Below are 12589 nucleotides of genomic sequence, written 5' to 3'. Positions count from 1 at the left end.
AGGGGTAGCAATCAAAGGATATTCATCAGGGAGTTCCAAACCGGCGCCGTTCGCGTTCATTAAAACCGTAAATCGCGTCAGAGACGGATGTAGAAGAGCCTCCGCTGCCCCCCAAGCCTTTCAACTGGATCTGAAACAGTAAACGACTGTTGAGCTCCCTGTCATTGGTGAGATAGTTCTGGTGGACTACCTGAACGCTCCAGCAACAATTGTTGTACTCAATTCCCGCAAGAGATCCAACTGTACGATTCAGATCCGAATCGTACACCCAGCGGCCAATCAGACTAACACGGTCTGTTACCGGGAAAACCGCCGCAATATCCGACTGTTCCAACTCTCCCTTGCTGTAAGTATGACCAGCGCTGGCCAGGTATCGATAATCTTCGGAGTGGAAAATGAGTTGGCTGCGACCTTGTTCCGTATCGCCAGTATCCGGATCCCACAACCCCGAAGACCGGATCTGGAGGTTTTGCAGGGGATTGAGCACAACCTCACCCGCAAGCGGCGAGCGACTGCGAGTACCACCGCCCTGACCGAAAAGCGTGACTTCACGATCGGCGAAATATTGCACCTGACCAATACTGAAGCGGGCTCGCTCAGCGCCGGTCACCAGATCATTGAACCGGCTGGTCAGGGCCACCGTTAACTGATTGGCATCGCCTACCCGATCCCCTCCAATAAAACGATCCGGCCGGAACAACTGCTCAAACCGAAAGGTCTGCAGAGCCGTATCGAACGCCGGGATATAGTTCTGATCCGCTTCGGCGCCAGACCAGGCGTAGTAAAGCCGGGGTTCAAGGGTCTGATTATATGGCACATCAAACAGGCTTGATTGGCGGTCAAAATACAGCCCGTTGTCCCATTCTACTACGGGAACCGTGCGATCAAAGCTGCCACTCCCGGCGCTGTAGTCTTCCAGATCATATCGGGTGTAATCCAGGCTGAATGACGGGCGACTGAAACCCCAAAGCGCACGCATCGGCAGAGCCACCTCGGGCCTGGCCCGAAAGCGCTGGCCGTTGGCTTTATCAAGGCCGGTCAATGATTCGTTATCGCGGTAGAACCATGTGTATTGGGTCTCCAACCCCGCTTCGAACAAGCCCGCTTCAGCGGTTCCTGCATAAATAACTTCCGGCAATTGGGCATAAGGTCTGTTCACCTGCGCAATCCGGTCACTGATTGTTTGATAGTCATTGAGATACGCATCGAAATACTGATTCGGCCCCTGATAACGCACGCCGCCCCTGCGCAGCAGGTGCGTTGCCTGATTGATTTCCAGACTGCGATTCAGATCTCTCAGATAGTCCTCGTCACTGACTGCGGAATAATCGCCGTAGCCGACCCATCCACTGCCAAATACTGCGCGAGTGGAGGCATCCAGTGCCCAACGCTGACCGGATTTCTCCGGGTTTTCGTCCGCATAAGTGGAATCGTTATTTATATAACCCAACTGAACCGTGGTCTGCCCAAAACCGGAGAGGTAACGGCCTTCAGCCTCGTTAAACAAACCACGTCCCTGAATATACTGGGGTGTTAACGTGGCATCGTAATGGGGGGCCAGGTTCAAGTAATACGGCATAGCCAAAAATCCCCCGCTGCCGGAGCTGGACGAACCGAACTGCGGATACAAGAGACCGGATTTGCGACGGTCGTCAATGGGAAAGCTGGCATAAGGCCAGTAAAACACCGGAACATCCAGAACTTCCAGGCGGACATGCTTTGCGGTTCCAAAGCCCTCCGCCTGGTTCAACTTGATGTCCGAGGCAATAATCGCCCAGTCGTTCTGCTGCGGGCCGCAGGTGGTGAGCATGCCATCCCGGATCTGCACAGTGGAATCGCTCATCCGTGAAAGGCTGCCGGCACTGCCACGCATCGCCGGGCCGTGCAAAAGAAAGGTGGCGGTATTGATATCAAAACGCCCTGATTCAACACTGTAATCAGCGCGCTCCCCGGTCAGCAAAAACCCGTTGCCGCGGCTTACCAACGGCCCCTGAATGGCAACCTGACCACTGCTCTGGCGGTAGCGAGCCTCAGAGCCTGTCACCTGAAAACTACCCTGTTGCAATCTGACATCGCCTTGGAGATGCAGCTCGCGGTCAATTTCGTATTGGGCGTGAAGACCACTGGCCTGCAAGGGAACGGAGCTTTCAGGGCTTTTCGCCCCTGCGCCAACAATACCCGAATTGCCCTCCCCTGTGCCGGATGGCAGATATCCGCCCGCACAGAAGGCCGGTAACGCATTGCGAACCGACTCCGGAAGCTGGCTTTTCGGCCGCCAGTCCAACTCGGCGGCCGATGGCGCCTCTTCGCCAGCGGCAGCACTGGCCGTCAATATCAGGACAGACCCGGCAAGCAGGCTCACAGATCGGCGTCGCCATGTGCCTTTGTGCGCGCGCAAACAGCTGTCGGACATTGGCACGGTAGCAAGGTTCCTGTTTCGGATGCGTGAAAGACTGTGAATAACGCGATGGGGCACGAATACACAAGTATCAGCGCTGTAGTTTACACGTGCCCCGGAAGCTTGTTAACGGAAACGGAGGCGGATAAACGAAACTCCGCTGCAAAACCGCTTCACCCTCTTTATACTCGTGGCTACGGAGCCTCTTTAAAAACGCCAAAGTGGATGGAGTTCAAGGCTCGTTAACATTTACTCTCAACGCACTCACGACTTCAGGATAACCGCCCGAACCATGGACAAACGCCTGCAAATGCTGACTGCCTGGATCAGACAGCTTCCCGGTTTCCAGAGAGCCGATGCAAAGCCCGTTTCCGGCGATGCCAGTTTTCGACGGTACTTTCGGGTTTACAAGACGGATACCAACGGCAATCTTATACCTTTTATCGTTATGGATTCGCCTCCGGAACTTGAGGACTGCGGGCCTTTCATCCGCATTGGCGAGCACTGGCACCGCGCAGGCATTGCCGTTCCCCGAATTTTTGAGGCCGACCCTGCACGCGGCTTTCTGTTGCTGGAAGATTTCGGCGACCAGTTAATGCTGAGCCAACTCAACGCCGACACCGCTGACACGCTTTATCAAAGCGCACTGGCGGAACTTTTGCACATTCAGCAACTGCCCGCCGCGTCTGATCGCCCGTTACCCGCCTATGACGCAGCCTTGCTGGACCGCGAAATGGCGCTATTCCGGGACTGGCTGCTGGAGGGCTATCTTGGGCTGACGCTGGACAACGTTGAGAAATCCATGCTCGACGCCACCTTTACACGGCTTCGCAAGGGCGCTCTGGCGCAGCCACAGGTTACCGTACATCGGGATTACCACTCCCGGAACCTGCTGGTGCGGGAACACAGCAATCGCCCCGGCGTTATCGACTTTCAGGATGCCGTTGTCGGCCCGGTTACCTATGACGCCGTCTCGCTGCTTAAGGATTGCTACATTCAATGGCCAGACAAAAAAATCGACCACTGGCTGGAAACGTTCCGCAAGCAAACCCTTGCGGCAGGCCTTCATCGTGCGCAAAGCGACACGTTCGTGCAGTGGTTTGAGCTGATGGGTATGCAACGCCACCTGAAAGCTGCCGGCATTTTTGCCAGGCTGGCCATGCGCGACGGCAAAACCCGCTACCTGGAAGATATTCCCCGCACAGTGGGTTACCTGCTTAGCGCCAGCAAACGCCAGCCAGCCTTGCGACACTTCCATGAATGGCTGGCGGCGGTGGCCGCACCCCGGATTGAAGAACGCATAGGCCCCGTTCCGAGCCAGGAGTATTTGACACAGTGAAAGCGATGATCCTAGCCGCCGGCCGAGGCGAACGCATGCGGCCACTAACGCTTACCACGCCCAAACCCCTGCTAAGCGCCGGTGGCAAACCGCTCATTGAATACCACTTGGAACGCCTCCAACGCGCACAGTTCGAGGACGTTGTTATCAATCACGCGTGGCTTGGGGAGCAAATTGAGTACACCCTGGGTGCCGGTGAGCGATTCGGACTTGCTCTGCATTACTCCCGCGAAGGTGAGCCACTGGAGACAGCAGGCGGCGTCGTTCGCGCCCTGCCCATACTCACGTCCGACGGCAACGACTGGTTCATGGTTATAAACGGGGATATCTGGGCCGATTTCGACCTGACGCGGCTTCAGCCGCCGGCACCCGGCGAACAGGCAGATATTGAGGCCATTCTGGTGATGGCAGATAACCCCGTACATAATCGCCAAGGTGATTTTTGTCTGAACGATAACGGCATACTCTCTGAAGAATGCGCAGGAAAAGCAGGCGAAAAACTGACCTTTACCGGCATCAGCCTACTGCATCGCAGGCTGTTCGACGGGTTGAGTGATCAGGCTGGCAAGCTTGGACCTGTTCTGCGGGCCGCCATGGGTGAAGGCCGGGTAGCAGGGCTGCACCATCGCGGTCAGTGGATTGATGTGGGCACGCCTGAGCGGCTTCGGGCGCTGGATCAACGACTGGCCGCTCGGGAGCGTTAGCGCGATGGCAACCCGTTCCGCGCAGCCCGCCCTCCCGCCACGAATGGAATCGACATTCTCGGGACTGCTGCAACAACTCTCGGCAAGCGGGCACCAGGCGCACACCATGATTGGCCGAACGCGGCTGCCCCACTGGTGCAGACCTCCACTGTTTTTCTTTCTGGGCTATATCGCCAAAGCGGACGGGCGCGTTTCGGAGCAGGATATAGGTTTTGCAGAGAACCTCATCACAGCGCTGAAACTCTCGAGACGACAAAGACACAAAGCCATTAGCAGTTTCCAGAAAGGTAAAGCATCAGAAACACTTCCGGTGCTGAGCGGGCTCTCACTCAGGTTAAGCCACCGTATCTGGCCTTCTCCTGCCCTGAAAATAGCCATTTGCCTGTGCCACGCGACCCAGCTCTCAGGCCGCCCCCTGAAGCCCCGCCGCTACCGCTGTGAAGACACTATTGACCAGATTGGTTTGCCGGTTACCATCAGCGAGGATATTTTCGACAGCTATGCCAGCCGGGTGTGGTGCGACGTCAACGATGTGCCGTCAAAGCCGGTCAATCTCGAGCAGGCCTGCGCTCTGCTGGGCGTGACCCGGCGGGATCCACTGGCCATCATCAAGAACGCCTACCGGAAAAAAGTCTCCACGTGCCACCCGGACAAGCTGGCGCAGCAGCAACTCAGTGCCGCAGAGCTTGCGCTGGCCAAAGAGCGTCTGTTGCGTTATCAGCAGGCATGGGAACTGATCAAGCGCCACCATAACTAGCGAACTGTCATTGCTGCCTTGCATCACTGCTCTGGATCACTGCTCTAACCGCAGCCACGCTGAAATTCTGCCCGCAAGCGCCTTGCCGTTTCTCGACGTAAACGAAGCGTTGGCCCCCACAGACTGCAGACTGAAACCTTCAACGCCGGCGCGCTCCAGATCCGCTTTGCGCTGCATACCCTCACCGAATGATGAAAGCTCCAGAATCCGGGGAACCGAGGCGCTCCCCAGCGTCGCGACCACCTCGCTGGCATCTCGGGGATAGAATCTGGGAGCGACCCAGATCAGGGCGGGAGAGGCTTGAGCTGCCGCCGCATAGGATACAACGTGGTTACTGCCACGCCCTAAGCCGACCACCGCAATGAGTTCATAATCACGTTTTGCAAGTTCGGCAGCACCTGCCGCAAGCTCTTCGCGAATACGCTCCCGGTAGGCGTCTTCCAACCCGCCCACCGTTTCCAAAGCCATCACGTCGATTGTTGCGGTGTTGTTGGCGCTCTGATTTTGCTCTCCGGGCCTGATTTCGGTTCTGGCTTCGACCAGGGCTTCTTCAGGCTCGGCCTCAGACTCTGTGCGCGGCGCCTCCAGCGTCTGCTCAAGCGCTGCGGGAGGTGGCGCCAAACCCAGAGTGAGCACCGCAAACCTGCGACCCGCCAATTCCCGGGCCAAGGGCCCCGCCAGTCCCGACTCCGCGTTCTCGCCTTCATCTGCCAGAACAATCAGCGCGCCCCTTGCGGGGAGTTCCGTCTCGGGCCAGAAAAGCGCCAACGTGCGGGCGTCGCCTTCAAGATCAAGCCATAACGCGGCTTCCGGAAATCTCCGACTCAGACCCCATTCACCCAATCCCGATGATACAGCGCCGCGCACGTCCCCAAGCACATCACTGACCGGCGATTGGTCGCGCACGCCTGACGCGCTCTCTTCCTGGGCAGCGGCTGGAGCCCCGCTGCCTGCCAGCATTAGAGCCAGAAGCCCACTACAGAGGTTGTTGCGACCGTTTTTACGATAGCTTTTACGGCAGCTTTTATGATGACTGCTTTGGCTCAATGTTCTTAATCGGCGCAAAGTTCCCGCTCCCTTGGCGATAATCTGGCTATAAAAAAGCGTTCCTGAGCTGCTAGACTGTCATCATTATCAATGACTGCCAATTGTTTGCGAGAGCCGTGATGAACCCTTACCTGATTGCCCCATCCATTCTGTCTGCCGATTTTGCTCGCCTGGGCGAAGAGGTGGATAACGTTCTGGCCGCTGGCGCAGACGTGGTGCATTTTGACGTTATGGACAACCATTACGTGCCCAACCTGACCATCGGGCCAATGGTGTGTGAAGCCCTGCGCAAGCACGGTGTTACCGCTCCCATAGACGTACACCTGATGGTGTCACCGGTTGACGACCTGATTCGCATGTTCATTGACGCCGGCGCCAGCTACATTACCTTCCATCCGGAGGCGACCAAGCATATTGATCGCTCCCTTCAAATTATTCGCGAGGGCGGCTGCAAGGCAGGCCTTGTGTTCAACCCGGCCACCTCTCTGAACCATATGGATTATGTAATGGACAAGCTCGACATGGTTCTGATGATGTCGGTCAACCCCGGTTTTGGTGGTCAGAAGTTCATTCCCGGCACCCTGGACAAGCTGCGCGAAGCCCGTAAGCGCATCGATGCCAGTAACTACAACATTCGACTGGAAGTGGATGGCGGTGTGAAAACAGACAACATCCGCGAAATTGCCGAAGCAGGCGCAGACACCTTTGTGGCAGGCTCCGCTATCTTTAACACAGACCACTACAAAACCACCATCGATGCGATGCGCGTGGAACTTGAGCAAGCACGCACAGTGCTTAGCCACAAGGTTCCCGGCCAATGAGTTTGGCGGGCCTGTTCAATGCTCGTTGGCCTGGCGTTGCATTGTTCGATCTCGATGGCACTCTGGTAAACAGCGCACCAGACCTGGCCGCCGCCGTGGACCTCACCCTTGAACAACTGGGGCGCAAACCCGTCGGCCTTGAACAGGTACACCAATGGGTAGGCCATGGCTCCCCCGTATTGATAAGGCGCGCTCTGGCCGGCAAAGCCGACTGGGAACCTGCCACTCTCAATGATGACGCGTTGTTTGACGATGCCCTGGCGCTTTTCTATCAGAACTATCAACAGTTCAACGGCCAGTATTCAACGGTCTACCCCGGCGTTGAAGCCTGCCTGGACGCGTTGAATGATCGTGGCTGCCGCATGGCCGTTGTAACCAACAAACCTGAACAGTTTGTGGCGCCGTTGCTTGAGCAAATGGGTCTTGAGCATCACTTCCAGTTGGTGATTGGCGGTGACACGCTGAGTACAAAAAAACCGGATTCGGCGCCGCTGCTTCACGCGATGGAAAAACTTCAGGGCAGCCGTGGAGTCACTGTGATGGTCGGCGACTCCGCCGCCGACGTTGGTGCCGCTCAGGCAGCCGGCATTCCTTGTGTCGTAGTCACCTATGGCTACAACTTTGGCCGCTCCGTACACACATTGGGGGCCGACGCTGTGGTTGATTCCCTGAGCGAGCTTTTGTAACCTCTGGGGTACTGAACTTTCATTCTTTTCAATTCGGGAGATTCCTGCCGTGCAGGGACTGAATCTGACTTCAGCGCGAGGCATTCTTACACCCCGCGCAACACGATGGTGGCGATGGCGTACCGGCTGAAAACTCTCAGCCCGTAAGACAACGAGCGCCTGCTCGAACGCAGATCAGATCCCAGGAAACCCGACCATGACGTCCGAACAATTCAGCAAGCTGGCACAGGCTGGCTTCAATCGTATCCCCGTGTATCGCGAAGTGCTTGCGGACATGGACACCCCCTTGAGCACCTACCTGAAACTGGCCGGCGGGCCCTATTCTTATCTGTTTGAATCGGTACAGGGTGGCGAAAAATGGGGTCGCTATTCGATCATTGGCCTACCCAGCCAGGAAGTACTGAAAGTATTCGACCACCGCATTGAAATCCGCCGGCATGGCGAATTGACAGAAAGCGCCGATGTCGACGATCCGCTGGCGTTTGTTGCCAGCTATCAAGCGCGCTTCAACGCCCCCGATCTGGAAGACTTGCCCCGTTTCAACGGCGGGCTGGTGGGCTACTTTGGCTACGACACCGTGCGCTACATCGAGAAACGCCTTGCAACCAGCTGTCCGCCCGACCGCATTGGCACACCCGATATACTGCTGATGGTATCCAACGAGTTGGTGGTGTTCGACAACCTGCGCGGCAAGCTGCACCTGATCGTGCACGTGGACCCGGCCGATGAAGGTGGTTACGAACGCGCCCAACTGCGGCTCGACGAGCTGGAACAGAAGCTGCACCGACAAACCGCCAACACCCCGAAAACACCCGCACACCTGCGCGGCAAAACCGTGGATGAAAGCGAATTTGTTTCCGGCTTCAGCCAGGAAAAATTCGAGGCGGCGGTCGACAAGATCAAAGACTACGTGCTCGACGGTGACGTGATGCAGACCGTCATTTCCCAGCGCATGTCGATCCCGTTTGAAGCACCGCCCCTGAACCTGTATCGCTCACTGAGGGTACTTAACCCTTCGCCATACATGTATTTTCTGGATCTGGACGACTTCCACATTGTGGGCTCGTCGCCGGAAATTCTGGCGCGCATGGAAGATCGCGAAGTGACGGTTCGCCCCATCGCTGGCACCCGCAAGCGCGGCGCCACCGAGGCAGAAGACCGGGCGCTGGAGGCAGAACTACTGGCCGACCCGAAAGAAATCGCCGAGCACCTGATGCTGATTGATCTTGGCCGTAACGACGCCGGTCGCGTTTCAGAAACCGGCACCGTGCGGCTGACCGAGAGAATGGCCGTAGAGCGCTACTCCCACGTGATGCACATCGTATCCAACGTAACCGGCCAGGTAAAAGATGGCACCAGTTGCCTTGATGTGCTCAAGGCCACCTTGCCCGCGGGCACATTGAGCGGCGCGCCAAAAACCCGGGCCATGGAAATCATCGATGAGCTGGAACCGGTGAAACGCGGAGTGTATGGCGGCGCCGTGGGTTACCTCTCGTTCAACGGCAACATGGACACGGCCATCGCCATCCGCACCGCGGTGATCAAAGACAACACCCTGCACATACAAGCCGGCGCCGGCATTGTTGCCGACTCGATACCTCGCCTTGAATGGAAAGAAACCATGAACAAGGGCCGCGCTATTTTTCGCGCAGTGGCAATGACCTACAACGACTTTGACCACTGAGGCGAGGGACAGATTATGCTTTTAATGCTCGATAACTATGACTCCTTCACCTACAACGTGGTGCAGTATCTTGCAGAGCTGGGCGCGGATGTGCAGGTGCACCGCAACGACGAAATCACCCTGGCGCAGATTGAAGCGCTGAACCCGGAACGGCTGGTGATCTCGCCTGGCCCCTGCACGCCGAATGAGGCCGGAGTGTCCATGGACGTCATCCGGCACTTTGCCGGCAAGATTCCCATACTCGGCATCTGCCTGGGCCACCAGGCCATCGGCCAGGTGTTCGGCGGCAGCGTCATCCGCGCCGGGCGCGTGATGCACGGCAAAGTATCTCCGGTTTACCATCAGAACAGCGGCGTGTTCCGCGGCCTTAACAACCCGTTGCAGGCCACGCGCTATCACAGCCTGGTCATTGAGCAAGCCAGCCTGCCGGACTGTCTGGAGATGACCGCCTGGACTCGCAACAGCGACGGCAGCGTGGAAGAAATCATGGGCGTGCGCCACAAAACCCTGGCCATCGAAGGGGTGCAATTTCACCCGGAGTCGATCATGAGCGAACAGGGCCACGAACTTCTGCGCAACTTCCTGCGAACCCAATAAAAAAGGCGAATCCAATGAACATGAAAGACGCACTGAGCCGGGTGGCTGAAAACCTGGACATGTCCCGGGAAGAAATGAAGCAGGTTATGCGCACCGTGATGAAGGGCGAGGCTACCGACGCTCAGATTGGCGCCCTGCTCATGGGCTTGCGCATTAAAAGTGAAACGGTGGACGAGATTACCGGCGCGGTGGAAGTCATGCGCGAACTGGTCTCCGGTGTCACCGTCAACGCAGAACCGCTAGTGGACATTGTGGGCACAGGCGGCGACGGCGCCAACCTGTTCAACGTATCCTCCGCCTCCGCTTTTGTGGTCGCCGCCGCCGGCGGCTTTGTGGCCAAACACGGCAACCGTGCGGTGTCGTCCAAGAGCGGCAGCGCAGACCTGATTGAACAAGCCGGCATTAACCTCAACCTCACACCAGAACAGGTCGCCCGCTGCGTCGAGCAGATCGGCGTCGGCTTCATGTTTGCCCCGGCTCATCACGGTGCCATGAAGCACGCCGTTGGCCCGCGCAAGGAGTTGGGTTGTCGCACCCTGTTTAACATTCTCGGCCCCATGACCAACCCGGCCGGCGTTAAACGCCAACTATTAGGTGTCTTCAGCAAAGCCCTGTGTCGCCCTATGGCCGAAGTTCTACAAAAGCTGGGCTCTGAGCACATCATGGTGGTGGCCTCCAAAGACGGCCTCGACGAAATCAGCCTGGCCAGCGCCACTCATGTGGCTGAACTGAAAAACGGCGAGATCATCGAATACGACATCACCCCGGAAGACCTGGGCGTTAAAAGTCAGAGTCTCGTCGGCCTGACGGTCGACACCGCCGAAGAATCCCTGAACCTGATCAAAGCCGCCTTTGGCCGCGGCCACGACGAAACGGCCGAAAAAGCCCGGGATCTGATCGCCCTGAACGCAGGCGCTGCTATCTACATAGCCGGTCTGGCGCCGACAGCGAAAACAGGCGTTGAAATGGCCCTCGACGCCATGGGCTCCGGCCTGGCCGCCGGCAAACTCGCTGAGCTGGCCGATTTCTCCCATTGTTTCTGAGCCAGGACAACTCAATGACGAAACACAGCGACAAAACCCCCACTATTCTGCGCAAAATCATCGCAAGAAAGTGGGAAGAAATTGACATTCGCAAGCGCACCGCAAGCCTTGAAGATCTCAAAGCCCGAGCCGGCGACCAGCCAGGCACAAGAGGTTTCACCAATGCCCTGCGCCAGCGTATCGAAGCCGGCACGCCTGCGGTCATTGCGGAGATCAAGAAAGCCTCACCCAGCAAAGGCATACTCCGCGATCCGTTTGAACCTGCCAAGATCGCCGAAAGCTACGAACAGGGCGGCGCTGCGTGCCTGTCAGTGCTCACCGATCACGATTTTTTCCAGGGTCACGAAGACTATCTGATCGCCGCCCGCAACGCCTGCAGCCTGCCCGTTATCCGCAAAGACTTTATGGTCGCGCCCTATCAGGTATACGAAGCCCGCTCCATGGGCGCCGACTGCATACTGCTGATCGCCGCCTGCCTCACCAGAGACCAAATGCAGGAACTGGAGGGCATCGCCCACGAAACGGGTTTGGATGTGTTGGTAGAAGTGCACAACGGTGAGGAACTGGACGACGCACTGACCCTGACCACGCCGTTGATCGGCATCAACAACCGTGATCTGCACAGCTTTGATGTGTCACTCGACACCACCTTCGAACTGCACCAGCGCATTGGCGCAGAGCGCCTGGCGATCACCGAAAGCGGCATTATGACCCGCACGGATGTGGAAGCCATGACTGATCGCGGTATTTACGGGTTTCTGGTGGGTGAATCCTTCATGCGGGCCGAGAACCCGGGGGAGAAACTTCAAGAACTGTTTTTCCCCGAGCGTTGAACGCCCAAACAGGTCCGCAACCCCGGCCCTGGTGAATCAGGCAGCAGGATCCGCCAGGGCTTCTTGCATCAGCAACTGCAAGTGCCCGGGCAGCTTCACCGAGAGCGCCAGAGCCCGCTCGTGAGCACGGGGCGACATTTTGCCCCAGGTACGGCGCACAATTCTCAGCCATTTCTCCCGTTCGTATTCCGCGTTATCGGCGTAAAATTGCGCGAAATATTTTTCCAGAAACACCATGCAGGCAACGTCTTCAAGAAGCTGGGTGTCTGCGTCTTTGCGCAACTCACGCTTGGTCACAATCACCTCGACCCGCGCGCACTCACTCTCAGGATAGCCACAGCCCGCCATAATCTCTGCGGCCCTGCGGCCGTGCATACGGCCACAGGCCTGGCGCCATTCGTAATAGGATTTACGGCCCTCGGGATATTCGCTCCGGGGCATTTTCCAGCGCTCCATATGCTGGGCACGACAGGCAATCTGCATTCGCTCCGAAGGTGAGGCGTCCAGTTCATGCAGCCAACGAGTCATATGCAGGCTGTAAACATACTCTCTGGGCAAGGACTCACCCGCCATGATCTCGAGGTTGGGGTCTGCGCGATTTGCCTTGTCTATCGCACCCAGAGCGCACTCAAGCGACGCCTGCTTCATATTACCTCCTAATAAACACCGTGATCGCTTTG

General features: G+C 57.4%; 12 protein-coding genes. 9 read left to right on the top strand and 3 right to left on the bottom strand.

Going from position 1 to position 12589, the window contains the following annotated elements; all coding sequences use genetic code 11:
• Nucleotides 1–25: 25 nt before the first annotated feature.
• Complete coding sequence (locus ENI00_RS11690; protein ID WP_304102417.1) at nt 26–2413, bottom strand: LPS-assembly protein LptD; 2388 nt, start codon at nt 2411–2413, stop codon at nt 26–28.
• 277 nt (nt 2414–2690) lie between these two features.
• Between ENI00_RS11690 and ENI00_RS11685 the strand changes: the two genes are divergently transcribed.
• The 3 genes from ENI00_RS11685 to ENI00_RS11675 are packed head-to-tail and all read left to right on the top strand — an operon-like array spanning nt 2691 to nt 5198.
• Nucleotides 2691–3737 carry an aminoglycoside phosphotransferase family protein gene (locus ENI00_RS11685; RefSeq protein WP_304102391.1) on the top strand — a complete coding sequence of 349 codons (1047 nt, stop codon included), beginning with the start codon at nt 2691–2693 and terminating at the stop codon, nt 3735–3737.
• On the top strand, nt 3734–4441 hold the full coding sequence (gene murU / locus ENI00_RS11680) for an N-acetylmuramate alpha-1-phosphate uridylyltransferase MurU (protein ID WP_304102388.1): 708 nt from the start codon (nt 3734–3736) through the stop codon (nt 4439–4441). Before ENI00_RS11685 ends, murU begins: the two co-directional genes overlap by 4 nt.
• A 4-nt stretch (nt 4442–4445) precedes the next feature.
• On the top strand, nt 4446–5198 hold the full coding sequence (locus ENI00_RS11675) for a molecular chaperone DjlA (RefSeq protein WP_304102385.1): 753 nt from the start codon (nt 4446–4448) through the stop codon (nt 5196–5198).
• 36 nt (nt 5199–5234) lie between these two features.
• Here ENI00_RS11675 and ENI00_RS11670 read toward each other — a convergent pair whose 3' ends face one another.
• Nucleotides 5235–6263 carry a DUF3530 family protein gene (locus ENI00_RS11670; RefSeq protein WP_304102382.1) on the bottom strand — a complete coding sequence of 343 codons (1029 nt, stop codon included), beginning with the start codon at nt 6261–6263 and terminating at the stop codon, nt 5235–5237.
• A 101-nt stretch (nt 6264–6364) separates the two neighbouring features.
• Here ENI00_RS11670 and rpe point away from each other — a divergent pair, with 101 nt between their 5' ends.
• The 6 genes from rpe (at nt 6365) to trpC (ending at nt 11909) form a co-directional block, all read left to right on the top strand.
• Nucleotides 6365–7066 (top strand): ribulose-phosphate 3-epimerase, encoded by a 702-nt coding sequence (rpe, locus tag ENI00_RS11665; RefSeq protein ID WP_304102379.1) that lies wholly within the window; start codon nt 6365–6367, stop codon nt 7064–7066.
• Nucleotides 7063–7752 (top strand): phosphoglycolate phosphatase, encoded by a 690-nt coding sequence (locus tag ENI00_RS11660; RefSeq protein ID WP_304102376.1) that lies wholly within the window; start codon nt 7063–7065, stop codon nt 7750–7752. The genes rpe and ENI00_RS11660 overlap by 4 nt, the downstream gene beginning before the upstream one ends.
• A gap of 196 nt (nt 7753–7948) precedes the next feature.
• Complete coding sequence (gene trpE / locus ENI00_RS11655; protein ID WP_304102373.1) at nt 7949–9436, top strand: anthranilate synthase component I; 1488 nt, start codon at nt 7949–7951, stop codon at nt 9434–9436.
• Nucleotides 9437–9451: 15 nt separating this feature from the next.
• Nucleotides 9452–10033 (top strand): anthranilate synthase component II, encoded by a 582-nt coding sequence (locus ENI00_RS11650; RefSeq protein WP_304102371.1) that lies wholly within the window; start codon nt 9452–9454, stop codon nt 10031–10033.
• 14 nt (nt 10034–10047) lie between these two features.
• The gene (gene trpD / locus ENI00_RS11645) at nt 10048–11076 is read left to right on the top strand and encodes an anthranilate phosphoribosyltransferase (protein WP_304102369.1); all 1029 of its coding nucleotides are present in this window, start codon (nt 10048–10050) and stop codon (nt 11074–11076) included.
• Between the two features lie 14 nt (nt 11077–11090).
• Complete coding sequence (gene trpC / locus ENI00_RS11640) at nt 11091–11909, top strand: indole-3-glycerol phosphate synthase TrpC (RefSeq protein ID WP_304102366.1); 819 nt, start codon at nt 11091–11093, stop codon at nt 11907–11909.
• Between the two features lie 36 nt (nt 11910–11945).
• Here the strand turns inward: trpC and ENI00_RS11635 are convergent, their stop codons facing one another.
• Complete coding sequence (locus tag ENI00_RS11635) at nt 11946–12557, bottom strand: DUF4202 domain-containing protein (protein WP_304102363.1); 612 nt, start codon at nt 12555–12557, stop codon at nt 11946–11948.
• Nucleotides 12558–12589: the final 32 nt, after the last annotated feature.

The sequence above is a fragment of the Marinobacter antarcticus genome, assembly GCF_011049865.1.
Lineage (GTDB): Bacteria > Pseudomonadota > Gammaproteobacteria > Pseudomonadales > Oleiphilaceae > Marinobacter > Marinobacter antarcticus_A.
The sequence above is the reverse complement of the archived record's forward strand: the minus strand, read 5'-3'. Positions and strand labels throughout refer to the sequence as shown.

What these genes read in the sequence shown, in the direction of transcription:
- ENI00_RS11690 (WP_304102417.1), bottom strand. Translation starts at nt 2,413, where the DNA reads ATGTCCGACAGCTGTTTGCGCGCGCACAAAGGCACATGGCGACGCCGA.
- ENI00_RS11685 (WP_304102391.1), top strand. Translation starts at nt 2,691, where the DNA reads ATGGACAAACGCCTGCAAATGCTGACTGCCTGGATCAGACAGCTTCCC.
- ENI00_RS11675 (WP_304102385.1), top strand. Translation starts at nt 4,446, where the DNA reads ATGGCAACCCGTTCCGCGCAGCCCGCCCTCCCGCCACGAATGGAATCG.
- rpe (WP_304102379.1), top strand. Translation starts at nt 6,365, where the DNA reads ATGAACCCTTACCTGATTGCCCCATCCATTCTGTCTGCCGATTTTGCT.
- ENI00_RS11660 (WP_304102376.1), top strand. Translation starts at nt 7,063, where the DNA reads ATGAGTTTGGCGGGCCTGTTCAATGCTCGTTGGCCTGGCGTTGCATTG.
- trpE (WP_304102373.1), top strand. Translation starts at nt 7,949, where the DNA reads ATGACGTCCGAACAATTCAGCAAGCTGGCACAGGCTGGCTTCAATCGT.
- ENI00_RS11650 (WP_304102371.1), top strand. Translation starts at nt 9,452, where the DNA reads ATGCTTTTAATGCTCGATAACTATGACTCCTTCACCTACAACGTGGTG.
- trpD (WP_304102369.1), top strand. Translation starts at nt 10,048, where the DNA reads ATGAACATGAAAGACGCACTGAGCCGGGTGGCTGAAAACCTGGACATG.
- trpC (WP_304102366.1), top strand. Translation starts at nt 11,091, where the DNA reads ATGACGAAACACAGCGACAAAACCCCCACTATTCTGCGCAAAATCATC.
- ENI00_RS11635 (WP_304102363.1), bottom strand. Translation starts at nt 12,557, where the DNA reads ATGAAGCAGGCGTCGCTTGAGTGCGCTCTGGGTGCGATAGACAAGGCA.